The sequence below is a fragment of the Rouxiella sp. S1S-2 genome (assembly GCF_009208105.1).
GTDB lineage: Bacteria > Pseudomonadota > Gammaproteobacteria > Enterobacterales > Enterobacteriaceae > Rouxiella.
Window position 1 is genome coordinate 1,752,515 of the sequence record NZ_WFKL01000001.1, and the last position, 23,928, is coordinate 1,776,442.

The 23,928-nt window shown below is 49.6% G+C and carries 21 protein-coding genes and 1 tRNA gene; 5 read left to right on the plus strand and 17 right to left on the minus strand.

All coding sequences use genetic code 11. From position 1 onward, the window contains the following. Positions 1-14: 14 nt before the first annotated feature. The gene (locus tag GA565_RS08110) at positions 15-929 is read right to left on the minus strand and encodes a LysR family transcriptional regulator (RefSeq protein ID WP_152198055.1); all 915 of its coding nucleotides are present in this window, start codon (positions 927-929) and stop codon (positions 15-17) included. A gap of 173 nt (positions 930-1,102) precedes the next feature. On the opposite strand from GA565_RS08110, the gene GA565_RS08115 reads away from it, so the two are divergent. Further along, the gene (locus GA565_RS08115) at positions 1,103-2,089 is read left to right on the plus strand and encodes an aldo/keto reductase (protein ID WP_152198056.1); all 987 of its coding nucleotides are present in this window, start codon (positions 1,103-1,105) and stop codon (positions 2,087-2,089) included. A 77-nt stretch (positions 2,090-2,166) separates the two neighbouring features. Here the strand turns inward: GA565_RS08115 and GA565_RS08120 are convergent, their stop codons facing one another. The 10 genes from GA565_RS08120 to GA565_RS08165 all read right to left on the minus strand — a co-directional run bounded on the left by GA565_RS08120 (position 2,167) and on the right by GA565_RS08165 (position 14,341). Continuing rightward, positions 2,167-3,000: a PRD domain-containing protein gene (locus GA565_RS08120; protein ID WP_152198057.1), complete on the minus strand. Its 834-nt coding sequence runs from the start codon at positions 2,998-3,000 to the stop codon at positions 2,167-2,169. A 65-nt stretch (positions 3,001-3,065) separates the two neighbouring features. Continuing rightward, entirely contained in the window at positions 3,066-4,487 is a 1,422-nt protein-coding gene (locus tag GA565_RS08125; RefSeq protein WP_152198058.1) for a glycoside hydrolase family 1 protein, read from the minus strand. 17 nt (positions 4,488-4,504) lie between these two features. After that, a complete protein-coding gene (locus tag GA565_RS08130) occupies positions 4,505-6,388 on the minus strand; it encodes a beta-glucoside-specific PTS transporter subunit IIABC (RefSeq protein WP_152198059.1) in 1,884 nt (627 codons plus the stop codon). A 414-nt stretch (positions 6,389-6,802) separates the two neighbouring features. Next, the gene (locus GA565_RS08135) at positions 6,803-8,236 is read right to left on the minus strand and encodes a 6-phospho-beta-glucosidase (RefSeq protein ID WP_152198060.1); all 1,434 of its coding nucleotides are present in this window, start codon (positions 8,234-8,236) and stop codon (positions 6,803-6,805) included. Between the two features lie 23 nt (positions 8,237-8,259). After that, the gene (locus GA565_RS08140) at positions 8,260-9,768 is read right to left on the minus strand and encodes a PTS transporter subunit EIIC (RefSeq protein ID WP_152198061.1); all 1,509 of its coding nucleotides are present in this window, start codon (positions 9,766-9,768) and stop codon (positions 8,260-8,262) included. Between the two features lie 146 nt (positions 9,769-9,914). Next, positions 9,915-10,646 carry a MurR/RpiR family transcriptional regulator gene (locus GA565_RS08145; RefSeq protein WP_152198062.1) on the minus strand — a complete coding sequence of 244 codons (732 nt, stop codon included), beginning with the start codon at positions 10,644-10,646 and terminating at the stop codon, positions 9,915-9,917. 106 nt (positions 10,647-10,752) lie between these two features. Then, positions 10,753-11,784: a Gfo/Idh/MocA family protein gene (locus GA565_RS08150; RefSeq protein ID WP_152198063.1), complete on the minus strand. Its 1,032-nt coding sequence runs from the start codon at positions 11,782-11,784 to the stop codon at positions 10,753-10,755. A 222-nt stretch (positions 11,785-12,006) separates the two neighbouring features. Beyond that, positions 12,007-12,390: a VOC family protein gene (locus GA565_RS08155; RefSeq protein ID WP_152198064.1), complete on the minus strand. Its 384-nt coding sequence runs from the start codon at positions 12,388-12,390 to the stop codon at positions 12,007-12,009. A gap of 1 nt (position 12,391) precedes the next feature. After that, positions 12,392-13,528, minus strand: coding sequence for an MFS transporter (locus GA565_RS08160; RefSeq protein WP_152198065.1), 1,137 nt, complete (start codon positions 13,526-13,528; stop codon positions 12,392-12,394). Positions 13,529-13,567: 39 nt separating this feature from the next. Then, on the minus strand, positions 13,568-14,341 hold the full coding sequence (locus GA565_RS08165) for an inositol monophosphatase family protein (protein WP_152198066.1): 774 nt from the start codon (positions 14,339-14,341) through the stop codon (positions 13,568-13,570). Between the two features lie 99 nt (positions 14,342-14,440). On the opposite strand from GA565_RS08165, the gene GA565_RS08170 reads away from it, so the two are divergent. Beyond that, complete coding sequence (locus GA565_RS08170) at positions 14,441-15,211, plus strand: DeoR/GlpR family DNA-binding transcription regulator (RefSeq protein ID WP_152198067.1); 771 nt, start codon at positions 14,441-14,443, stop codon at positions 15,209-15,211. Between the two features lie 115 nt (positions 15,212-15,326). Here the strand turns inward: GA565_RS08170 and GA565_RS08175 are convergent, their stop codons facing one another. The 4 genes from GA565_RS08175 to GA565_RS08190 all read right to left on the minus strand — a co-directional run bounded on the left by GA565_RS08175 (position 15,327) and on the right by GA565_RS08190 (position 18,087). Then, positions 15,327-15,737, minus strand: coding sequence for an Exc2 family lipoprotein (locus GA565_RS08175; protein WP_152198068.1), 411 nt, complete (start codon positions 15,735-15,737; stop codon positions 15,327-15,329). 175 nt (positions 15,738-15,912) lie between these two features. Then, a tRNA-Pro gene (locus GA565_RS08180) sits at positions 15,913-15,989 on the minus strand. 76 nt (positions 15,990-16,065) lie between these two features. Then, the gene (gene yejM, locus GA565_RS08185; protein ID WP_152198069.1) at positions 16,066-17,835 is read right to left on the minus strand and encodes an LPS biosynthesis-modulating metalloenzyme YejM; all 1,770 of its coding nucleotides are present in this window, start codon (positions 17,833-17,835) and stop codon (positions 16,066-16,068) included. A gap of 24 nt (positions 17,836-17,859) precedes the next feature. Then, on the minus strand, positions 17,860-18,087 hold the full coding sequence (locus GA565_RS08190) for a YejL family protein (protein WP_055778961.1): 228 nt from the start codon (positions 18,085-18,087) through the stop codon (positions 17,860-17,862). 210 nt (positions 18,088-18,297) lie between these two features. Here GA565_RS08190 and yejK point away from each other — a divergent pair, with 210 nt between their 5' ends. Next, on the plus strand, positions 18,298-19,308 hold the full coding sequence (gene yejK, locus GA565_RS08195) for a nucleoid-associated protein YejK (protein WP_152198070.1): 1,011 nt from the start codon (positions 18,298-18,300) through the stop codon (positions 19,306-19,308). A gap of 96 nt (positions 19,309-19,404) precedes the next feature. Here yejK and rplY read toward each other — a convergent pair whose 3' ends face one another. Together rplY and GA565_RS08205 are read right to left on the minus strand one after the other, a co-directional pair. Then, positions 19,405-19,689, minus strand: a complete 285-nt coding sequence (rplY, locus tag GA565_RS08200; RefSeq protein WP_045047279.1) for a 50S ribosomal protein L25 — start codon at positions 19,687-19,689, stop codon at positions 19,405-19,407. 148 nt (positions 19,690-19,837) lie between these two features. Beyond that, positions 19,838-21,598, minus strand: coding sequence for a DEAD/DEAH box helicase (locus GA565_RS08205; protein WP_152201369.1), 1,761 nt, complete (start codon positions 21,596-21,598; stop codon positions 19,838-19,840). Positions 21,599-21,912: 314 nt separating this feature from the next. Between GA565_RS08205 and rsuA the strand changes: the two genes are divergently transcribed. Together rsuA and GA565_RS08215 are read left to right on the plus strand one after the other, a co-directional pair. Further along, positions 21,913-22,617 (plus strand): 16S rRNA pseudouridine(516) synthase RsuA, encoded by a 705-nt coding sequence (gene rsuA / locus GA565_RS08210; RefSeq protein ID WP_152198071.1) that lies wholly within the window; start codon positions 21,913-21,915, stop codon positions 22,615-22,617. A gap of 44 nt (positions 22,618-22,661) precedes the next feature. Continuing rightward, on the plus strand, positions 22,662-23,879 hold the full coding sequence (locus GA565_RS08215) for a Bcr/CflA family multidrug efflux MFS transporter (RefSeq protein WP_152198072.1): 1,218 nt from the start codon (positions 22,662-22,664) through the stop codon (positions 23,877-23,879). Positions 23,880-23,928 lie beyond the last annotated feature (49 nt).

The following is a 23,928-nucleotide window of genomic DNA, read 5'->3' on the forward strand; positions in this document are numbered from 1 at the left end:
CCTCGTAATAAACATTAAAGATCGGGAAGTGATTGCAGACCATGTTGCTGGCGAATAATGTTTACAAGCTCTCTGAGGGCGGGATGACCGTGTCGGCGGCTGCTGTAATACATATGAAACGGTGCACCGTAGGCGGCGAAGTCACCGAGTACCTTTACCAATACTCCCTGAGTTAACTCCTCTTCTATTCTTGATTCCAAAAAATAGCCCAATCCCAAACCCGCCCTGGCGGCAGAAATCGTTGTTGCTGTATCTTTTATTGAGATCAGTCCGGGTACGTTCATGGTGACAGTGTTTTCTGCCTTGCCAAGCTCCCACCTGAAACTTGCATTATTTCCTAGCAACAGTTGCAGACAGTTGTGCTGCGCGAGGTCTGAAAGGGTATAAGGTGTACCGTGGCGCTCGAGATAATCGGGTGAAGCGGCAATTATCCACTGCTGGTCGCCGGTAAGCGGCACGGCAATCATGTCTTCCGGCACCAGGTGGCCGTAGCGCACGCCAGCATCAAAACCCTCGGCGGTAATATCCACCGGCCTGTCCTCAATCACAATGGTCAGTTTGACGTCCGCGCAACGTTCTGAAAATGCCTGCAATGCTGGGGTGATAAGCAGATGCGCAGCATCGGCAAACACGTTGATCCGCAGCTCGCCAAATCGCCCTCGGCCCGGTGCATTAATCGTCTCAAGTGCCGATGAAATGGCATCAAATCCTCCGGCGAGCCTTTCGGCCAAGTCCATCCCTAGCGCGGTAGAGGACACGGCGCGGCTGGTTCTGTTGAGTAATCTTGCATCTAAACGTGTTTCCAGGCGACGTACCGCATGGCTTACGGCTGAAGATGAAAGCCCCAGTTCGATGGCGGCGAGCTTAAAGCTTCTACAGCGCAGCACCGTCAAGAAAACCTGTAGGTCAGCGAAGTCAATCCGTTGCATATTCAAGATGAATCATAATCACTGTTTGGATGAATGTAGCTCATCTTTTATCACGAGTGTTCCCCGCGCGTAAACGATAAGCTCGCTGAACTCTTTTCCGCTATTGCGAAACGCGTTGAGTTTACGAGTATTTCAGTGCCGGTTATGTCAGTTGAATCTTAAGGAATGAATGCATGAAACAGAGAATTTTGGGTCGCACAGGACAGAGTGTCTCAGAAATTGGGTTTGGGGCATGGGCCATTGGGGGAACCTGGGGCGAAGTCAGTATGCAGGATGCCGAAGCTGCGCTGCACGCCGCGCTGGATGCGGGCATTACCTTTATTGATACAGCCGATGTGTATGGCGATGGCCGTTCAGAAAAAATTATTGCCAAGGTGCTCAATGAGCGTGGCGGAGAACGCCCTTATGTTGCCACCAAGCTGGGAAGACGTCTCTCCCCGCACGTTGCACAGGGCTATACGGCGAAAAATCTGAATGAGTTTATTGACCGATCGTTAGAAAACTTGCAAACGGACTCGCTGGATCTGGTGCAGCTGCACTGTCCACCGACTGAGATTTACTACACGCCGGAAGTGTTCGGCGTGATGGATGACATGGTTGCCGCCGGCAAAATTCGCCACTATGGCGTGTCCGTCGAGAAAGTTGAAGAGGGGCTTAAGGCGCTAGAGTTTGCCAATGTTTCTTCTATCCAGCTGATATATAACATTTTTAGACAGCGTCCGGCGGAGCTGCTTCTCCACGAAGCTAAAAGGCGTGATGTCGGCATTATTGCCCGCGTTCCGCTCGCATCAGGCCTTTTAACGGGTAAAATGCGTGCTGATACCGCTTTCTCGGCAGACGATCATCGTGCGTTTAACCGCAACGGCGAAGCCTTCGACAAGGGCGAAACGTTTTCCGGCGTACCTTACGACGTAGCACTGGACGCCGTCGAAGATATCCGACGTTTTGTCACCGGCGACGTCACGATGGCGATGTTTGCGCTGCGTTGGATTTTGATGAACGAAAACGTCACCGTGGTTATTCCCGGCTCGAAAAGCAAAGCGCAGTCTGAGGCGAATGCCCGCGCCAGCGAAATCGCTGCACTTTCTGACGAAACAATGATTGCGCTGAAAAGCATCTATCAGGAAAAAATCGCGCCGTGGGTCCATCAGCGCTGGTAATCATCCGTGGTTACTCATGTGGAGTTTGTCACCCCGAATACGGGTGGCATGCCACACATTAACGGTGTTTCTCGGGTTTATGCGGGCGTCCGCAGACGTTCAATATGAATAGTAAGGAACATCTTTTCATCAAGACTCATGGTGTAGTTGTGATTGCTATTTAACCAACCCTCAATTTTTTCCGTGCAGCGATAGGATGTAGGCAGTTTTTCCTTAATGTCGACATAAAGCGACGCGTCGTCGAGTGAGAACGGGCTGTTATTCATCATACGCATTGAGAAAAACTTTAGATGGGTGACGATGCGCTGAAAGCTTAATGAGTTTTCATTCAACTCTATGCGCAGGTACAGCTTTATAATATTCAGTATATCTTTAATCAGATTTGCGGAGTGCATCGTATCGTGCATGTTGCCACTGTGCCGGCAGTTAACGATGTGCAAGGCAATAAACCCGGCTTCCTCCTGCGGAAGGGTGACTGACATCGACCGGTTAATTAAGTCAATCGCCTCTTTCGCCATGCCGTACTCTTCGGGATAGAAAATTTGGATATCCCAGGCCAGAGGATTACGAATCAGCTGGTTTTTACTGGCGCGGGTTATGGCGTAATAAATATGGTCACTTAATGCCAGAATAAGAGACAGCTGTGAGGCTATGGCGAATGTGCGCTCTATATTGCTGACTATTTTTCTCGACGTTTGAATGATTTCATCGGGGATATTACTGAACAGCTGGCGCCATGAATTTGTGACATCGTCATTTTTCTCAAGATACTGCGCTTCAAACAGCGCGGGATCAGCCGCATCTCCCGGCTTTTTGCCAAAACCAATTCCCCGACCCAATGCCACAAGCGTTTCTTCCTGCAGGTTTTCTACCACAATCGCATTGTTGCTTAATACTTTTATTATTTTCATGGCACGCTTACCGGTAATAAATCGGGGTGGCGTGTGATGCCCTGCGGCATCACACTGTTGTTCACTCAGGCATGGTGACTAAGGCCGTTGTTTTTTATCAGCTCACCATACCAGTAAGCGCTTTTCTTCTTGATACGTTTCAGGTCTTTAAGGTCAAACTCATCGCGATTAACGAAGATAAAACCATAGCGCTTGGCGCAGCCCTGATGAGTGGAAATCAGGTCTATTGCTGACCATGGCGTATACCCCAGGACCTCCACGCCGTCGGTAATGGCCAACTGCATTTGGTGAATATGCGCCTGCAGATAATCAATCCTGTATTGGTCATTAATGGTGCCGTCTTTCTCCAATTTATCAAACGCGCCAATGCCGTTTTCGGTTATTAGCAGCGGCAGGTTATAGCGGCTATAAATGGCGCGTAGCGTATTGCGAAAGCCCACGGGATCAATTTCGGTGCCGAATTGGGTGCGCGGTAAATAGTCGTTTGCTGCCCCGCGATGAACGCCGTCTTCGCCCGACTTCAAATATTTATTGCCCCCGCGAACGACTTCGTCATGCCCGTCGCCCCGACTGGCTTCAACCGTTTGCGTGGTGTAATAGTTAAAGGCGAGGTAGTCCGGCTTTCCTGCCGCCAATATCGCCTCATCCCCCTGCTGCATGTCAGGAAGCAGACCTTTTTCTTGCAGATAGGCCCACGCCAGATGGTTATATTTTCCGTGCACCGCCATATCCAAATAAAGCCAGTTACGGATAGCGTTGTAGTTTTCGGCGGCCAAAACGTCTTCAGGCTTTGGCGTTGCCGCATAAATCAGGGCAATATTTGGAGCGGGTCCAATTTTAGATGACGGGTATTTTTCATGCAGCCGAGACATCACCTGCGCCTGAGCCACCATCATATGATGATTCTGCTGGTAGAGATTTTTCTTGTCGTGCTGGACTTTGGGGTCAACGGTACCTAGCGCATTTCCCTGTAAAATCATCAGGTTTTGCTCATTTATAGTCAACCAATACTTGACCTTGTCACCAAACGCATCAAACACCACGTCGGCATAGCGGACGAAGGCGTCGACCGTAACGCGATTGTGCCAGCCGCCTTTTTCCATCAGTGCCTGCGGAAGATCAAAGTGATACAAGGTGACAATCGGCTCCATGCCTTGTGCTCTGATTTCATCAATCAGTCGGTGATAAAAGTCGATACCCGCCTGATTTATCTTGCCTTCACCGGCAGGGATGATGCGCGTCCAGGCTATTGAAAAACGGTAGGCGCGCAGGCCAATTTCAGCCAAAAGGGCAATATCTTCTTTATATTTATGATAATGATCGCTGGCGACGGTGAAGTCCGTCGTGCCCTCAGGATATTCCTTGCGTGCATCAATAACTGAGGGGCCTTTGCCGTCGGTATTCCATGCGCCTTCGACTTGATAGGCTGAGGTTGAGGCTCCCCAGAAAAAATCATCAGGAAAAGGTTTGAGGTTTTTATAGCGCATATTTGCTCCCATTCTATTTATGAAAGTGACAGTAACACCGCGCCCGATTCCGTGCGCTCCGTCTGCTGATGTTTAATGGATTGATATCTTTCAGGATTAGTGACAATGACCGGGATAACCGTGTCATATCCGGCATGACGAATTTCCTCGAGGTCACATTCCACCAACAGTTCACCCTGGGTGACACGCTGGCCCTCACTGACCCGCATTTTGAAGAACTGCCCCTTGAGCTTGATGGTGTCTAGCCCAATGTGGATGAGCACTTCTGCGCCACTGTCTGACAGCAGGTGCATGGCGTGACCGCTGGCAAAAGTTGAAACCACGGTTCCATTGATGGGGGAAACAATGTGTCCGCAGAGTGGCTCTATAGCGACGCCACTGCCGACGACGCCGGATGAAAAGACATTGTCATTGACCTTTTCCAGCGGGATCACTTTTCCACTGACCGGTGCCCAAATTTGCTCCGCCGTGATGGCGTTCATTGCACGAGCGGGGGAAGGCACATTGCCAATCGGCTGTAACTCGACCTCTTTATTCACCGGCGTAGGTGCTTCTTCAATCGGGTCTTCAAAGCCGACGAGGTAAGTTAATACCGCTGAAAGTACGAAGGAGACGCTGATACCGATAAGCAGACCGATAAATCCATCGCCGTAAAAAATAGGCAATGTGACCAGGCTTGGAATGCCGAGTGAAATAGCGCCGCTGCCTGAATAACCGACGATGCCACCGCCGACGGCCGACGCCACGACCGCGCATATAAACGGCTTTTTCAGCTTCAGGGTTATGCCATAGACCGCGGGTTCGGTGATGCCAAATATTGAGGAAACAAAGGCACCGCTGGCCAGCGTCTTCAGTTTTTTATTCTTGGTTTTCAGCAGCACGGCCAATACGGCACCCGCCTGAGCAAAAACGGCAGGGACGGTCGCGGCCTTGAGCGTACTTTTCCCCAACACGCTTATTTCATTAATAATCACCGGTGTGAAGGCCCAGTGCATGCCGAAAATAACAAACACCTGCCAGCCTGCGGCGAAGAGTGCGCTGGCAATAATCGGATTAAAACTAAATATTTTGACAAATACACTGGCCACGGCCTCACTGGCAAATACCCCGACCGGACCTATAGTCAGTAATGTTAATGGCACCATTACCAGCAGCAAAATAAACGGCAGAATGACGTTACGGACCGTTTCATGAATATAGTTTTTGATTAAACGATCGAGCAGTGACATGACGTACACCGCTAAAATGATGGGCAATACGGTACCGGTATATTTCATCATCATCACGGGCAGGCCAAAAAAGCTCACCTCACTGTGATTGCTGAAGAATGCCACAATATCGGGATACACCAGCGCGCCGGCTAATGTGACTGAAACAAAAACGTCGGTTTTAAATTTACGTGCCGCGGTAATCGCCAGCAGCATTGGCAAGAAGTAAAACAGGCTGTCGGAGGCGGACTGCAGGATAACCGCCGAACTTTCTTTTTTATCGAGCCATCCGTTAGCAAAGGCTATTGCCAGCAGGCCTTTGATAATACCGGATGCGGCCATAGCGCCGAGCAAAGGGGTGAAAATTGACGAGATAACATCAATCAGTCTGCCTATCAGCGGTCCCTTTGCATCCGAGGATTTATTCTGAGCCTGAGCACTGTCGTCCTGAGAAATAAACTTCTCTAATTCACGATAGATTTCAGCGACTTTATTGCCGACGACCACCTGAAATTGTCCGCCGGACTGAACCGTAGTGATGACCCCATCCAGCTGTTCCAGCCCGGCAATGTCAACATTGCTTTTATTATTAAGGGTAAAGCGCAGCCGCGTTGCGCAGTGAACTAACTCGGCAACATTGCTATCGCCACCCACTTTGATAAGAATTTTTTCAGCCAGTTCCTGATTATTCATTGCTGCCCCAGTGTAAGCATATTAGTGAGTTTTTTTAGGCAAAAAAAAACCTGACGCGCAATGCATATATATTTATGCATTGCGCGTCAGGTTTCGCTCGGATAAACCGATAACGTCCAGATCCCTATGCTAATGAAAATAGGCGGCCGAACACAATCACCGGTTTATAAGTCTGTGAGGAAAGTCACAATGATAAGTGACAATTTTATTTACGAAATTTTGGAAGTAGAGGGGAAGTGTTAATAAAATTCCCATTAGAAAATAAATAATAATCAGTGAATAAAATGAGGTGGAGCGTGATTTTTCGGCGTAATTTCTCATTGTGCTGTTTATTATCAGCCTGGGAAGATGTCTACGGCGGCGAATAATATCGGCGGCGGATAAAAATATTCCGCCGCCTCCGATGAGAGGACCTTACATCATCTCGCCATTGCTGGAAATGACCTGGCGATACCAGTCAAAGCTTTTTTTCTTCGAGCGGGCAAAGGTGCCTGTGCCGTCGTCATTCTTATCAACATAAATAAAACCATAGCGCTTGCTATATTGTCCGGTGGTAAAAGAAACGCAGTCGATACAGCCCCATGGGGTGTAGCCCATGACATCAACACCGTCGTCGAGTACAGCGATTTTCATCTGCTCGATGTGCGAACGCAGGTAGGCAATACGATAATCATCGTTTACTTGCCCCTTATCATCTTTCACATCGATAGCACCAAATCCGTTTTCAACGATAAACAGCGGTTTCTGATAACGCTCATACAAAATATTGAGCACATAGCGCAGCCCGACCGGGTCAATCTGCCATCCCCAGTCCGAGGCCTTCACGTAAGGATTAGGCACGCTGCCTTCAAAACCAGATAACGCAGAGCCGGTCCCCGCTTCGGCGCTGCTGACGGCATTACTCATGTAATAGCTCAGGCCGATGTAATCAGCACAGCCTTCACGCAGCGTTTTGTCATCATCGGCATGCATGGCAATCTGATAGCCTTTACGCTGCCACTCTTTCAAAATATAAGAAGGGTAGTAGCCGCGCATATGCACATCGCCAAACAAAAAACGCTCGCGCATAGCTTCTTGCGCGTACATGACATCGTCTGGATTACAGGAGTAGGCATAGAGTGGAACCATGGCAATCATGCAACCAATCTGCAGACTCGGGTTGATGTCATGCCCCAGCTTGACCACCTGCGCACTTGCCACAAATTGGTGATGTAAAACTTGATACATACACTCTTCAGGGTTCTCTTCCTCGGTAAATACTACCCCCGAGCAGCAGTATCCAAACAACGGCGTTTTCCAGTTACGCTGGTTGTTTATCTCATTAAAGGTCATCCAGTATTTGACCTTATGCTCAAAATGCTTGATAACCGCCTCACTGAATCTGACGAACAGGTCCAGAACTTTACGGTTTTTCCAGCCACCGTATTCGGTGACCAGATGGTTAGGCATTTCAAAATGCGACAGCGTGACCACCGGCTGGATATTATGTTTGAGCAGTTCATCAAACATGTCGTCGTAGAATTTCAGGCCTGCTTCATTTGGCTCCAGCTCGTCACCGTTTGGGAAGATGCGCGACCAGGCAATCGACGTTCGGAAGCATTTGAAACCCATCTCGGCGAATAACGCGATATCATCGCGGTAATGATGATAAAAATCAGACGCTTCATGGTTAGCGTAGCGCAGGCCCTCTTTAATACCATCGGTAATTACGCGGTCTACGCCGTGCGAACCGCTGGTTAAAACGTCAACAATACTGAGTCCTTTGCCGCCCTGATCCCAGCCGCCTTCAACCTGGTGTGCCGCGACTGCGCCACCCCACATAAAATCATTAGATAATTTATTTTTCATAACTCACTTCTTTCGGTAGTCGATCAGGCCGCGTTCGTCGCAGCAGCGACGCGTTTCTCGGCAGGAATGTCTTCTTTAAATCCGCCGAGCCAGGTAAATACAATCCCCAGCGAGAAGGCGACGCAGATAGACAAAATAAAGCCGAGGAATTGGGTCATATGACCTTCTTTGAAGAACACCGGCAGCACGGCAATACCTGGAATGCAGTAACTCCATGAAACCGCATTAAAAGCGCCCGCAACGGCACCGCCAATCGCGCCCGCCAGACAACCGCAAATCATCGGTGTTTTCAGTCGCAACGCAACACCATAAATTGCAGGCTCGGTAATGCCGAACAGCGCCGTCAGGCCAGCGGAAAGGGACAGGCGTTTCATTTCATCGTCTTTTGATTTCAGATACACGCCAAACACCGCGCCAGCCATGCCAAAGACTGCGGAGGCCTGAAGGCCGGTGAAGGTGTCATACCCTAACGTGGCGTAATTGCCTACGGTGACCGGCGTAATCCCCCAATGAACGCCCAGCGTAACCAGCGGCATCCAGGCGCCACCGACCACAAATCCGGCAATCGACGGGCTAAGGTGGTAAAGCGTGTTGTAGACTCCGCCGATTGCGCCGCCAATCATGTTGCCCACCGGACCAAACGCCAGCAGCGTTAATGGCACCATAATGGCGAGGCAAAACATTGGCGTGAACATATTGCGAATAACCAGCGGCAGAATGCGCTCAAAAAATCGCTGCACGTAAGACATGATCCACACCATCAAGATGATAGGTATCACCGATGAGGTGTAGCTCAGGTATTCAACCGGCAACCCAAGGAAGGTGAGGGGAGCGGCGTTAAGCGGAATGCCGGCAACTTCGACCAATACTTTGGCGATGTCCGGGTTTTCTACCGCCGATTTCATCAGCGCCTGCATGGCAGGGTCGGCGGAATTGGCCATCAGGATCTTGTTGGCCGACAGCATGCTGAGGTAGTCGGGCGAAACCAGCGCACAGGCGGCAATGACGGCCGTGAAAGGGTTAACGTTAAACTTTTTCGCCGCGGTGAAGGCGACCATCACCGGCAAAAATGTGAAACCTGTCCACGAAACAAAATTAAGTATGCGATAGGTACCGCTGGCCGGATCGACCCAGCCGAGGGCGGCAAAAAGAGAAATTATGCCCTGTAAAACGCCACAGGCAGCCAATGGGTAGAGGAACGGTGCAAAAATGCTGGAAATAATGTCCATCAGGCGATTGACGATACCGACATTCGGCGCGGTCACGGCCACACTTTCATCAATATTTAACAGCTTTTGCACTTCACGGTAAGCGTCCCCGACGTGGTTGCCAATGACAACCTGTAATTGTCCACCGGCCTCGACGGCCGTTATTACACCTTTAACTCGTTTTAATGTGTCTTTATCAACCTGCGAATTATCTTTTAAAATAAATCTTAATCTTGTGGCACAATGTGTGACGCTAATCACATTATTATCGCCACCGATCAAGTTGACGATTTCTCTCGCCGATTCAGCATAGTTAATTGCCATGAGGTGTCTTCCATTGCGATTGGTTTAATTTAAGTCAAAAGTGCTTAAATATTCAAAACGAATGGTAGAAAAAGAAGCAACCAATGTCACGCGATAACAATATTCAACGGATGTAACTTGTGACATATCCGAAACGCCCTGTGACGTTAAACGGAAATTTTATTTACCAGCTTCCTGCCGATCGATTCAAGTATATATATAACCGGTACCTGAGTCGTAATATCGTATTCATTCTCTATTAACAGTCTGGATACGTGATAGGAAACGTTAAAGTCTGCCATTTTTGACAGTGTTGATTGGTTATTACTGGTGATACTAATGACCTTGCAGTGGTGAATAAGAAATTGCTTGGCTAATTTAATTATCTCCGGCGTTTCTCCAGACACGGAAAGCACGATGGCAACTGCATTTTTGTACATGTCGGTCGTTACCGGATAGTAAGGATCATCAATGTGATTACTGAACTTGCCGATGTTGGAGAAGAACCGCGCACCATACTTGCCCAGCGTTCCTGAGCTGCCTGCGCCGACGAAAATGACACGCTCTGCGGCAACAATATGTTCTGCCGCATTGTCAATCAGTTGGTCAAAATCATCGTTATTTATACTTTTAAAGAAACTGAGTATTTCATCCGCGCCGTGTGGGAGATGTATTTTCTTCTCTTGCTCGAGATAGAGTTTTAAATAAGCCTTGAATTCGGAATAACCTTCGAATTCCATTTTCTTACAAAAGCGCGATACTGTAGCGGTGGATACTTCAGAATTAACCGCCAACTCTCTTATGGTCATATAAATAACGGTGTTCAAATTTTTTATGACGTAGTTATAAACTTTGTTCTCAAGAGAATTAAATGTCGATACGGTTTTATGGTTAAACATTCATCTATCTCTTTGTTCAGGTTGTCAAGTTGAGGCCAACGGCAGTGATACACCGTGTGACATTATGATTATTTTCAGGCGCTCAACTCCATTTCTATTGAAACTACTATTCAAAAGTGTGATCGATAGCACAAGGATATACCACGCCTAGCGCTTCACGAGCTACGTCGAGGATAGATATCATTTGCTGTGAAAGCGCATGGCTGATTATTGGACTTTCGGTAGCCCCCTGACGCAGTAATTCACAGAAATGGTCGGTTTCGTAGTTCAGACCGCCGCCTTCGAAAGGCACGTCAAGCTCCACCACGCGACCTCCAACATAGTGAACGGTGGCGCGAGACGGATTCCACCAGTTTTCGTGTATTGTTACGCTTCCCTTCGTACCGGCTATCACGGCATCACCTTTACCGTCTACATCCAGCCCGCTGAATAATTGGGAAATACCCTTTTCGTGCAATACATTAAGGCTGGCAAAAATATCGACGCCAGATTCGCCGACTCGGCCCAATGTCTGCACTTTCAGCGGTTTGCCCAAGAAGTAAATGGCCAAAAAGGCTTCATAGATGCCGATGTTTAATAATGATCCGCCGCCTAATTCTAATTTAAAGGAGGGATGATTCTCTGGCGCGTCGGGGATTGAGCTGCCTGCACGAACGAATTTGATGTCACCAATAGGCTCATCGTTGAGCTGTTGGGTTAAACGTTGAAAAAGCGGGAAAAATGGCGGTTTCATTGCCTCCATAAACAGTACATTAGCTTCAATGGCGGCGTCCTGGATCTTTTTAAGCGCTTTGGCACTGACGGCGGCGGGTTTTTCACACAACACTGCACATTTTGCTGCGAAAGCCCGCAGCGCATAGTCCGCATGGCTGTCTTGCAGGGTCGCAATATAAAGTGCGTCGATGCTGTTAACCATTTCCTCAAAAGTCGCAAATGCCTGGGTTGAATACTGCGCGGCAAATCTTGCACTTTCGCTTTCGCGACGCGCCCACACGCCTGTCAGCGTAGTGTTTGGCACAAAATTGAGCCCCTGCGCGAATCGTCCTGCGATGTTACCGACTCCAACAATCCCCCAGCGTAGCGGTACAGAAGGAACAGCCTTAGGCGTTGAACTTTCAATGCGTGAGTTATCTGGCATGCAAAACAACCTATTTTATTGATAATTATATGTATTTATCTTGCGCTCATTTCGTTCAAACGGGCAGTATCAATTTCATTAAACGTTTTGTCAGCGCTTTGCTGTCATGTTTACCGCGCTCCCACACGTCTTCGAACTCGTCCAGGATGCTGACATAATCCGAGCTGTCCAAGATAGCATCGTTGAGGGCGGGTAATCATGCGCTGCTATCAAAAACACAGCCTATTCGACAATTTCAATCAAGTTTCCATCGGGGTCTTTAATCACTGCCTCGTAATAACCATCGCCAGTGGTACGCGGGCGAGAGACCAGAATTGCGAGTGCTTCAGCCTTTCTTGCCAGAGCATCCACCTTATCCTTCCCACCCACTGATATTGCCAGGTGCGCCCATCCGCAGGTGCTATTATCAGGCAGCCATTCGGTAAGCCCTGGCTTGGTCATTAATTCTACGGCAATGTCGTCCGCTATTTTTACAAAATAGGACTCAAACCCCAGATTGGTCTGGCTGCTGTATTTCTCGTTAATCTCTGCGTCGAAAAAATTGACCCAGAAACGCGCCTGCGTTTCCAGACTCGAGGTCCATAAAGCAATGTGTGCGATTTTCATGTTAAGCGTCTCCTCGGATTTTCATATTTTTGTTCAAAATAATGCTGAGCATTAAAACCACCACCATTAGCGCCGCCACAAAAACAAAGGCATGCGGTAATGAACTGTGGTGAGCAATAAAGCCGATCAATGCCGGGCCAGCCAGCACGCCGATATAGCCCAGAGTGGTAACGGCAGGTACGGCGACCCTTTGCGGCATGCTTTTCTGTTTGCCTATCTGGCTGAACATCACGGGTACGATATTGGCGCAACCCGCACCAATCAGCAGATAGCCTGTTAGCAGAAGAGGGAGGGCGTCGGAGGTAAATATTAAGCAAAACCCAATGAAGGCCATGATGGCGCCGTACACCACCACGCGAAGCTGACCAAAGCGTTTTATAATCGCATCACCGCCAAGACGCCCGACGGTCATTGCCGTGGCAAAGCAGATAAAGCCAAGCCCACCCAGAGAATCGGCTACGTTTCTGACTTCAACCAGATAAACAGCGCTCCAGTCGAGCACCGTCCCTTCGGCAAGGAAAACAATAAAGCAAATCACGCCCAAGAGCAGAACCTCTCCTTTCGGGATGGCAAAGGCCGGGCCTTCTGCCGGATTGGCATACGACAGTAAATGACGAAAGCTGACAGTGATCAGCACGCAGACCACGACTGCCACCATGAGCGTTGAGATGAATATGCTGAACCCCAGACTCATCAGACTGGTCATCAGCCCCGCGCCTGCGATGCCCCCCACGCTATACATGCCGTGAAATCCCGACATCAGTGGCGTATTTTCATTTTTCTCCACCAAAATGGCCTGAATATTCATCGTGCAGTCGGTCAGCCCAACGCCAACGCCAAACATAAGCAAAAGTAGACCTAGAATGACGGGATTATTGGCCAGAATTAAAAAGGGCATCGACAGCAGAATAATAATTACCGCGCAGGAAATGACCTTTCGGCAGCCAAAGCGGGAGGATAATAGTCCGGCTAATGGCATAGAAATAATGGCTCCGCCGCCCAAACACAATAACAGCACGCCGAGCAGTGCGTCGTTTACACCGGTATTCATTTTGGCGAAGGGCACCATTGCCGCCCATGATGATGTGGCCAAACCGGCAATAAAAAATACACATCTCGTCGCTATCTTTTCATTCATCTTAAATCTCTAATTGGTGAGTTATTGAAGCTTAAATGCTCAAGTTATAGGCATCAGTAATTGCAAAATATGCTGGTGCACGGCCTGCGATCCGCTGGCGATGATCATATTGCTGGCACCGGGCAGGCGGCTTTCATAAACCGTGAAAAGGCCACCGGCATTCTGTATCAGAATAAGCGCAGGCATAAATTCGGCGATCGACTCTGCCGCAATGATGCAAATATCAAGGTAACCCGTTGCCAACATCGCCATGGCGTAATAAGGGTCGCCCTGGCGTGTCACTAATACCCGCTGGCGTATTTCTTTAACCCAACCGCTGCCGGTTGTGAAATCAAAGTCGGTATTGATATGCAGAATTGCCTGATCCAAACGAATATTCTGGCGAGTTGACAGCGTAAATTCGCCCATCGGACTGAAGATTCGCGTCGGCGTACCGTCAGACCAAAAACGTTCACGGGTAAAAGGATGACTTAACATGCACATTTCAGTAACGCCATTGATGGCTAGCCCGATTAACATGCCGATGCAGGAAACGCCTTGCACCTTGCTGGCGAACTGTTTGATAACCCATTCAAATTCACTGCTCGCTGAGGCTGGCATCAGACAAGAGGTGTGAACTACGTGGGTAGGGTAAGCGTTAAGAATGTGTTTTTTTATCTCCTCCTCAATTTCTTGAGGTATGTCTTCCCGCAATTCACCGTTGAGCGATCCTGCTTCCTCAGTTGCATAACGTGGACGAGAGGGGGTGAGAATCTTATGCTCGGCCAGCGCAGCCAGCTGATGGAGAAAGTTGATATCAGGCAGGGTTAACATTTTTCAGGACACTTCTCCGGTAAAGGGACGTTGACAGACACAGTAGCGATGCACGATCATGCTCCTTATTGCTCAGTGTTTATTTATTTAGGAGTTTACGTGCTCGATTATGCAGCTTTCCCTAAGGAACGACAAGCCCTCATTAAACAGATACTCCTGGACAGTGGCCGGGTGGTTTGCAACGAACTTGCTGCGCAGCTCAAGGTGTCAGAACACACTATTCGTCGTGATTTACATGAGCTTAGTAAGAAAGGGGTGTGTAAGAAAGTCTATGGCGGTGCTGTAATAGCATTGCCTGAAGCCGGTGATTTCTCTGGTCGTCGGGATATAAATAGAGATAAAAAGAGCAGTATCGCGCATAAATGTGCACAACTGGTCAAGCACGGCAGCTGTATTTTTATCGACAGCGGGACGACTAATTTAGCCATTGCCGACGCGCTGCCTGCCGATATGGCCCTCACGGTCGTGACAAACTCTGCGGAGATTGCCGTCATTTTGTTAAAAAAACCGTTATTTGAAGTGATTATGCTGGGAGGGCAGATTCAGCGAGCCTCCGGAGGATGCGTGGGGACTTCCGCCGTCACTCAGTTGAAAGGGGTAATGTTTGATCAAGGGTTTATTGGTGGTTGCGCGATGGCCCCAGAAACAGGTCTAACGGGGTTTGACTATGCAGACTGCGAATTTAAAAAAGCCATCATTGGTCAGTGTAATGAAACCCTTGTTGGACTCACTGCCGATAAAATTCCGGCCGTGGCCCGCTACGTTGTCGCCGACAGCAGTCAGATTGATGTGATGGTGGTTGAAGAAAATATCAGCCGCGAGTACTACTCCGCCTTTCGTGAGCATGATATCCGCATCTACACGGTGTAATGAGTGATGGGCAATTCAGCGCCGATTTAATCAGAAGAGGCAACCTTGGGTGATTGCCTCTTGGCCGGTGCATTGATATTCAGTGTCGTCGGGAAGTTAGCGCATCAATTAACGATTAAGGGACGCCGTTATAACCATCGAGATAAGCTTCAGTTGCGCCTTTAGCAATCATTTGTTGCTGCGTAATCGGATCATCAACGGTATAGGTATGACCGGCATACATGGCTTTGTCGCCACCCTGAATTACGCCGCTTGTACCTATTAAATGGGCACGCTCCATAGCTTGAACGGGGGTCATCCCAGAAGCCTGATCTCGTTTACCGATATCATAGAACTGCTGCATAACGGGTTTCATCACTCTGATATTGTCGGCCGTTAAAGGACGAGTATTGGGATCAAAGTGGTTTTGTGCAATTTCTTGAGCGACGTGGCGAGCATTTCTGTCAACGCTAGTTTGTTGACTGTTGCAGGCGGAAAGTACAAGCGAAATAGAAACGGCGAGAGGTAAAATCCCTTTCTTCAACATTAGGTTATCTTCCTGATTTTATTAGCTGAAAAACCATTAAACACCAGAGTGATCGGCAAGTAAATATGTTCAGATTGATAACGGGAATATTTGTAGGGCTAGAGGGTTATGCAGTTTCAAACATAAAGTAAAGGGGCTAACCTTTCGATTAACCCCTTGATCTATCTACAATAGTTGGTCGGCATGAGAGGATTTGAACCTCCGACCCTCGCCCCCCCAGGACGATGCGCTACCAAGCTGCGCTACATGCCGATTCTGTTTAAACAGTCTACGCATTCGGGCTTTAAAATCAATATGCTGTGCTCACGACTGCTTCAATTTTAAACAGTTAGTTCGCTACAAATCGTTTCTGATTGGTCAGCACCTGTAACAGCAGGCCCAGTTCCGGGCGCTGGTCTTTAAGCTCAAGGCCATTGCTGTCATAGGCGTGATAGTTGCCGTTATTGTCCAGTCGAATGGTCTGCGTAGGTGTCGTTATCACCAGTGCGCCGTCGTTGCTGCTGGAAACCCAGTTGTTGGTCCGACGTGCGGCAAACAGGTCTTCACCCTGTGAATAGTCAGCCGGTGAGGTGGTGACGTGCAACAGGCGCTGCATTAGTGTCGTCATTACGTCTTCATGGGCGGTCAGTTTGTTTACCGTTTGAGCCGGCGTGCCCGGCCAATGGATAACCAGCGGAACTTGAATCTGTGCTGTATCCATCGCGTTTTGCTGGGCATTAAGGTCAACGCCCTTCGAACCGGTAATGACTACCACCGTATTGCTGAGCATGCCTTTGTCCTGGAGCTTTTTGAGTACCTCGGCGATTTGCTGGTCAACTTCCTCGGCCCCTTGCTGATAGCGTCGATTGATCGTTGCTGCAGAAGATTTTTTACCGTCTTTACCAGGAGCTATAGCGCCAGTGGTACCGCTAAAGCTGAGATAAGAGAACCACGGGCGTGTGCTTCTTGCGTTCAGCCACTGCTCCCATTGCTGGGTGGTTTGCGCATCGTCCTGACTTGTTGCCGGCGGCAGTGAGAAGTCGGAAAGCAGTGCCTGTCGATAAAGCGGACTGTTAAAACCGTCGGAGGCAAACAGGCCAAATTCATAATTTTGCTGAGCAAGAGAGGTCATCAATGCCGACGGTTTGCGTGAGGTTATAATCCCCTCAAGATAGGTTGGGGAGATGCCATAAAATAGCCCAAACAGCCCCGTATCATCCTGATTACCTGAGCTAAAGTGATGCGTGAAATTCACATTGTTGCTGGCAAATTGGCTCAACTGCGGCAGACTTTTCGACATTGTGGTGGCATTCAGGCCATTGACCACGATCATCAGTAAATTATAGTTACTGCCTTTATCACGGAAACTGATGGTGTTCAGCGGATATTCGACTGAAATCGCTTCAGGATCACCTTGTTCAATTAGACGCTGCTGATAAGCCTGAGCATCAAGCAGGCCATGCTTTTCAAGGAATTTACGCGCCGTCATCGGGTACGACAGTGGCAGATTGGAGCGCTGCATGGTGATAGGGCGGTAGAAATTGGCGTCAGCCCAAATGTACATCAGGTGCGAAGCAAAGAAGCAGCAAATAAACAGGACTACCAACGGCTTGGCAAAGCTGCGGCGGTTGAGGCTGCGCAGTTTTTGCCATGCCCAAGTGCCAAATAGCATCTCTATCAGGAAAATAATCGGCACGCAGATAAACATTAACTGCCAGTCACGTGCCAATTCGGCCTGACCGGGGTTCACCACCAGCTCCCACACCACGGGGTTAATATGCAGGTGGAAACGGGTAAACACTTCAGTGTCTACCAGCAGCAGCGTGAGCCCTGTTGTGGCGAGTATGGCCGAGAGGAATCGCAGCAATCGCTGCGACATCACCACAAACGTCAGTGGGAAAACGATCAGCAGATAAACGGCAAAGCCGACAAAGCTGAAATGACCTAGCCAACTGACCAGCGCGTAAATCCTGCCTTCAAGCGAGGAGGGCCAGTCAGAAACAAATAGATATCTGCTACCGAGTCCAAGACTAAGCAGAATATTGAATAGGGCGAACCAGTGCCCCCAGCTAACCATCTGGGATACTTTTTCGCGATAGCGTGGACTATTTGTCACCATAAAAGGATTTGGCTAAATATTAAATTAATGGGCTTTGTCTTCTCTTATAGATGCTTGCAAGGCATCGGCAAACGAACGTCCCAGAACTTTACGCTGAGCAGGAGCGACGCTGGTGTTGATAAGGTTAGTCACCATATTGCCTAAAACCATTAGAGAAAGGTCGGTTGGCGCGCGGTGTTTTTCCAGAACGGTGGCTAACTCAGACAGCAGTTGCTCAACGTGTTCGTCACTATAACGGGATGATTGTGGCATAGATTAATGTGCTCAAAGCTTTACAAAGTCCAATATCTTAACTTATCGCGGCATGAGTTTCCGCATTTTTATAACGTTAATAACGCTGGGTTAGTGTCTGCCCCTGTTACCAGAGGTTTCGAGTGTACGGGTAATGGCTTGCAGCAGGTGCGCTTCAGTGTTTGAATACGCGGCGCAGGGGAATACCCTAAATGAACAGGAGATGGTCAAATGAGTCTGGATCTCGAGCAAATTGCTCTACACCAGTTGAATAAACGCGACGAGCAGACGCTGGATGTTGTGCTGCGCGATACCCTTTTAACCCCGAATGCGGCGGTTGAAGAGATGATGGCCGAGCTTCATCGTGTTTACAGCGCCAAGAACAAAGCTTATGGCCTGTTTAATGAAGACAGCGAGCTGGCCACTGCGCTGCGCGGCTGTCGCCAGGGTGACGAAGATTTTCTCGGATTTAGTCGTGCCGCGACCGGTCGTCTGCGCGACGAGCTGGCGAAATATCCTTTTGCCGAAGGCGGCGTTGTGCTGTTCTGCCACTATCGTTTTCTGGCGGTCGAGTATTTGCTGGTTGCCGTGCTGAGCAGCCGCAGCAGCATGCGCGTAAACGAGCAGCTTGACGTGAGCAGCATTCATTATCTCGATATCAACCACGCCGATATCGTGGCGCGTATTGATCTGACCGAATGGGAAACTAACCCGGAATCAACGCGTTATCTGACGTTCCTCAAGGGCCGAGTAGGCCGTAAAGTCTCTGACTTCTTTATGGATTTTCTCGGTGCTTCAGTGGGTCTGGATACCAAGGCGCAAAACCGCGGGCTGTTGCAGGCCGTTGATGACTACTGCGCACAAGCGCAGCTAGATAAGAATGAACGACAGAACTACCGTCAGCAGGTGTATACCTACTGCAATGATCAGTTGCAGGCGGGTGAAGAGATTGAATTGCAGGAGCTGGCGCAGGAGTTGCCGCCGCTGGGCGATAAAGACTTTAAACAATTTTCGACCGATCAGGGTTATGAGTTGGAAGAGAGCTTCCCAGCCGACCGCAGTACGCTGCGTCAGTTGACTAAGTTTGCCGGCAGCGGCGGGGGCGTGAGTATCAACTTCGACGCCATGCTGATGGGCGAACGAATCTTTTGGGATCCGGCGACTGATACGTTGACGATTAAAGGCACGCCGCCGAACCTGCGTGACCAGTTGCAGCGTCGTTCTGGCAGCGGTAACAGCTGAGTTTCACCAAAATCAGACAATAAAAAACGCCGCATTAAGCGGCGTTTTTTATTGTTCTCGCGTAGGCGTCCCTATGCGCATCTACTCAGTTTGCGATTAAACGCGAACGAAGTCGATGTGAGCCAGTTTTGGCTTGAACGGGTGACGCTGTACAGCTTGAACTTTAACTTTGGTTTCTTTACCGTCGATAACCAGAGTAATTGCTTCGCTGTAAAATTCCGCTTTCAGTTCCTGGTTCTTTACAGAGTCATGGTCCAACTCGATAGAGATAGGTTCAGCAGAGCCACCGTAAACGATAGCTGGGAATTTGTTTGCTGCGCGCAGGCGGCGGCTCGCACCCTTACCCTGCGCAGTACGTACTTGTGCATTAATAGTAGTCATGATTTTTCTCTTAATAAGAAAATTACTGTTACAGGCGACCCAGCAACAGGTGATAGATCTTCGCTTCGCACATGGCGAAAGCGGGCGGTATGTTACCGAAGTATCACCCGCACGGCAAATGATTAATCCCTGAATATGTCTTAAACCGCTAACCTCGCAGCTCGTGGGCACGGCGAAAACGGCCCTGATAATCGAAGATCTTCTCGCGAATTTGCCAGAACCTGCCTTTCATACGCGCGACAACAAAATCGGGATGCCGCAGTAGCGCCTGTTGGGCAATGATATCTGCCGCGCTGTTCCACACCAGTTCAACGCCAGGTGCGCGCTGATGCGGGCGCATAAAGTTATGCAAAAAGGCCGTTCGCTGGGCCGACGTTTGCAGGCGATAGCGTTCGCTGGCGTTCGCGCCGTCCTCATCGTAATAGGTAATTTTTAACCATTCGCCTTTGTCATCTTTGCCGGCTTCAAGGCTCATACCGCCGCAGCGCAGCACGAGAGCGTCTTTCAGCCGCTGTGCCGCTTTGAGCATATCGTCGGGGTCGACCAATATTTCCTGACACTGATGACACCGGCGGGCAGCAATGTCGTTTTCCGCACCGCAGTGTGGGCAGCTTTTAAAGCGAAAGCGAAAATCGCACTGCTCGCGATTGTCTTCATCATCTTCAAGAATGCCCTGACAGCGGCGTCCAAAGTGTTCGATAACAGTGCCGTCTTCCGTGGTTTTTCCCCAAAAAATATTGGCGAAGCCGCAGGCGGGACAAAAAACCTGCACCGGTTTATTGTCACCGGCGGGTTTATGACTGCCTACTTCAGGGGTAAACAAGTCGTGCGGATTGCCTGCGTAGTCAAGGATCAGGCAATCGGTCTTATCCGGTGCCAGTCGCAGCCCTCGGCCCACAATTTGCTGGTAAAGACTCACTGACTCGGTAGGGCGCAAAATAGCAATTAAATCAACGTGCGGCGCATCAAAGCCGGTAGTAAGCACCGAAACGTTAACGAGATAACGCAATTTTTGCTGTTTAAATGCGTTAATTAACTGGTCTCTGTCCTGGGCTGACGTTTGCGCACTCACCAGTGCCGTCTCTCCGGCGGGCAGCAGTTTGAATACTTCGCCTGCGTGCTCCACCGTCGAACAGAAAACCATCGCACCTTTGCGATCTTTTGCAAAATCTACAATCTGATTAACAATGTGTGGCGTGATGCGCGCCTGCTGACGCAGTTCGAGGTTGAGATCCGCTTCGGCGAACAGCCCATTGCTGTTGGGCTGCAGGCGGCTGAAATCATACTGCACCACCGGCATATCTAGACGCTCCGGCGGTACCAGAAACTGATGTTTTATCATGTAGCGCAGCGGCAACTCGTAAATACAGTCGCGAAACAGACATTTATCATCACCGCGCACCATACCCTGATAGTGAAACTGATAAATCCAGCCTTTACCGAGGCGATAAGGCGTGGCGGTCAGTCCCAATAATCTGAGACGCGGATTTTGACTGCGCAGATGAGTAATAATTTGCTGATACTGGCTGTTGTCATCGTCGCTGATGCGGTGACATTCGTCGATAATCAACAGAGAAAATGCGCTGTCGAACTTATCCAGATTGGGCGCAACCGACTGTACGCTGCCAAATACCACCTTCCCCTGGCTTTGCTTGATGTTTAGCCCAGCGGCAAAAATATCGGCATCCAGTCCGTAAGAGAGATATTTCGAGTGATTCTGCGCCACAAGTTCTTTGACGTGCGCGAGCACCAATACGCGCCCTCGGGCAACCCTTGCCAGCTCGGCAATCACCAGACTTTTCCCCGCACCGGTAGGCAGTACGATAGCGGCAGGCGCATCGTGGCGTCGAAAATGCTGCAGCGTGGCGTCTACGGCTTCTTGCTGATAAGGGCGGAGTGTAAAGGGAATGGCTTGCATGACGACCCAAAACTTTCTGTGGCAGATAAAAACAGAGTGGCAGTATGCCAATTATTCTCTCACAAGGCGAACGGCGCTCAAGTAACCTGCATTAAAATTTAGTCTGCTAAGTTTTACAGATAGACGCGACATTTAATCGCAAGGCCCGCTATAATAGACGCTCTCAACGGCAGGCAGACTGCCCATTCAAATTCATTAAATAATACTTTTACACCCTGCGGTTGCAGCATTATGCAGCAGCGGGGTGTTGTGTTTTATTAAAGCGCGAGCACTCCATGCTCGCCAGGACAGGCTAAGTAGATTCAATGCGATTGGACAAGTTTTTATCTCAACAGTTAGGCGTAAGCCGTGCGTTAGTCGCGCGTGAACTGCGTGCAAAGCGTGTTACCGTAGACGGCGAAGTGGTCAAGAGCGGATCGTTAAAATTGACCCCAGAAATGTCTGTTGAATTTGACGGCAACGTGCTGGAGCAAATTACCGGCTTCCGTTATTTCATGTTGAACAAGCCGCAGGGCTACGTCTGTTCGACCGATGATCCTGATCATCCTACCGTGCTTTATTTCCTTGAAGAGCCGGTTGCCTACAAGCTTCACGCCGCGGGTCGTCTTGATATCGACACCACGGGTTTAGTCCTGATGACCGACGACGGCCAGTGGTCGCACCGTATCACCTCACCGAAACATCACTGTGAAAAAACCTATCTGGTAACGCTTGAGCTGCCGCTGGCAGAAGATACCGCCGAGCAGTTCACCGCCGGTGTTCAGTTGCATAATGAAGACTCGCTGACCAAGCCTGCACAGCTTGAGCAGGTAAGTGAGCACGTGGTGCGTTTAACCATCAGCGAAGGTCGCTATCACCAAGTGAAACGCATGTTCGCCGCCGTGGGTAACCGCGTGGTTGAGTTGCACCGTGAGCGTATTGGCGACATTACTATGGACGAAGACCTTGAACCAGGCGAATACCGCCCATTGACTGAGGCAGAGATTGCCTCCGTGGTCGTTCCTCGCTAGTCATCTGAATGACAGGTTTTCATTTTTAACAGGAGCTGTAAAAAGTGCAAGAACCGCGGACATCCCATTTAGGTCTGATCCTGATATTGGGACTGTTGTCGATGTTGATGCCGTTGGCTATCGACATGTATCTGCCGAGTATGCCAATGATTGCTCAGGAGTTTGGCGTTCCGGCTGGCAGTGTGCAAATGACGCTGAGTGCCTATGTATTGGGCTTTGCCGTGGGGCAGCTATTTTATGGCCCGATGGCTGACAGCCTCGGTCGTAAACCGGTCATTTTTTGGGGCGCGCTGGTTTTTGCCATTGCTGCCGCAGCCTGTGCACTGTCAAACTCGGTAGAACAACTGGTCAATATGCGCTTTTTGCACGGCCTTTCAGCGGCGGCAGCCAGCGTAGTTATAAATGCCCTGATGCGCGATATGTTCACTAAAGACGAATTCTCGCGAATGATGTCTTTCGTGGTGCTGGTGATGACCGTTGCGCCTCTGCTGGCCCCAATGCTTGGGGGGGCTTTGATGCTGTGGTTCAGCTGGCACGCTATTTTTTGGGCGATGGCGATTGCCGCCCTGATAGCGGCAGTGTTGGTCGCGGTGTTTATTAAAGAAACGCTGCCCAAAGAGCGCAGGCAGCGATTTCACATGCGCACCAGTCTGGGCAACTTTGCCACACTGTTTCGCCACAAGCGCGTGCTGAGCTATATGCTGGCCAGCGGTTTCTCGTTTGCCGGCATGTTCTCGTTTCTCAGCGCAGGTCCATTTGTTTACATCGAACTTAACGGTGTTTCACCACAGAATTTCGGCTTCTATTTTGCGTTGAACGTGGTGTTTCTGGTGATCCTGACCTTTTTTAACAGCCGCAACGTGCGTCGCTTGGGTGCGGTAAAAATGTTCCGTCTCGGCCTGATGATTCAGCTGACAATGGGCCTTTGGCTGCTGGCTGTCAGCGCTTTCGGATTAGGCTTCTGGGCATTGGTATTCGGTGTAGCGGGCTATGTGGGTTGTATCGCAATGGTAACGTCGAATGCCATGGCGGTGATTATGGATGACTTCCCGCACATGGCTGGAACTGCCGCATCGCTGGCAGGGACGATTCGTTTTGGCACCGGCGCGCTGGTGGGTTCACTGTTGGCGATGTTCCCGGCGCACAGCGCCTGGCCGATGGTGGGGTCAATGGCGTTCTGTATTATCGCGTCAGTCGTGCTGTATCTTTACGCCAGCAGGCCGCCAAAGGTGGCAGTAGATAAAACGGCTAACTCCTCGTAGTTCAGTGCCCTTCAATCCTCTCCCTGCAATGCGAAAACGTAGGCAGGGA

Bases quoted from the DNA above. Each gene is read 5' to 3' on its own strand.
- GA565_RS08110 (WP_152198055.1), bottom strand. From the start codon at position 929: ATGCAACGGATTGACTTCGCTGACCTACAGGTTTTCTTGACGGTGCTG.
- GA565_RS08165 (WP_152198066.1), bottom strand. From the start codon at position 14,341: ATGTTAACCCTGCCTGATATCAACTTTCTCCATCAGCTGGCTGCGCTG.
- GA565_RS08120 (WP_152198057.1), bottom strand. From the start codon at position 3,000: ATGAAAATAATAAAAGTATTAAGCAACAATGCGATTGTGGTAGAAAAC.
- GA565_RS08190 (WP_055778961.1), bottom strand. From the start codon at position 18,087: ATGCCACAATCATCCCGTTATAGTGACGAACACGTTGAGCAACTGCTG.
- GA565_RS08155 (WP_152198064.1), bottom strand. From the start codon at position 12,390: ATGAAAATCGCACACATTGCTTTATGGACCTCGAGTCTGGAAACGCAG.
- yejK (WP_152198070.1), top strand. From the start codon at position 18,298: ATGAGTCTGGATCTCGAGCAAATTGCTCTACACCAGTTGAATAAACGC.
- GA565_RS08125 (WP_152198058.1), bottom strand. From the start codon at position 4,487: ATGCGCTATAAAAACCTCAAACCTTTTCCTGATGATTTTTTCTGGGGA.
- GA565_RS08145 (WP_152198062.1), bottom strand. From the start codon at position 10,646: ATGTTTAACCATAAAACCGTATCGACATTTAATTCTCTTGAGAACAAA.
- GA565_RS08175 (WP_152198068.1), bottom strand. From the start codon at position 15,737: ATGTTGAAGAAAGGGATTTTACCTCTCGCCGTTTCTATTTCGCTTGTA.
- GA565_RS08135 (WP_152198060.1), bottom strand. From the start codon at position 8,236: ATGAAAAATAAATTATCTAATGATTTTATGTGGGGTGGCGCAGTCGCG.
- GA565_RS08130 (WP_152198059.1), bottom strand. From the start codon at position 6,388: ATGAATAATCAGGAACTGGCTGAAAAAATTCTTATCAAAGTGGGTGGC.
- GA565_RS08150 (WP_152198063.1), bottom strand. From the start codon at position 11,784: ATGCCAGATAACTCACGCATTGAAAGTTCAACGCCTAAGGCTGTTCCT.
- GA565_RS08140 (WP_152198061.1), bottom strand. From the start codon at position 9,768: ATGGCAATTAACTATGCTGAATCGGCGAGAGAAATCGTCAACTTGATC.
- rsuA (WP_152198071.1), top strand. From the start codon at position 21,913: ATGCGATTGGACAAGTTTTTATCTCAACAGTTAGGCGTAAGCCGTGCG.
- rplY (WP_045047279.1), bottom strand. From the start codon at position 19,689: ATGACTACTATTAATGCACAAGTACGTACTGCGCAGGGTAAGGGTGCG.
- GA565_RS08160 (WP_152198065.1), bottom strand. From the start codon at position 13,528: ATGAATGAAAAGATAGCGACGAGATGTGTATTTTTTATTGCCGGTTTG.
- yejM (WP_152198069.1), bottom strand. From the start codon at position 17,835: ATGGTGACAAATAGTCCACGCTATCGCGAAAAAGTATCCCAGATGGTT.
- GA565_RS08115 (WP_152198056.1), top strand. From the start codon at position 1,103: ATGAAACAGAGAATTTTGGGTCGCACAGGACAGAGTGTCTCAGAAATT.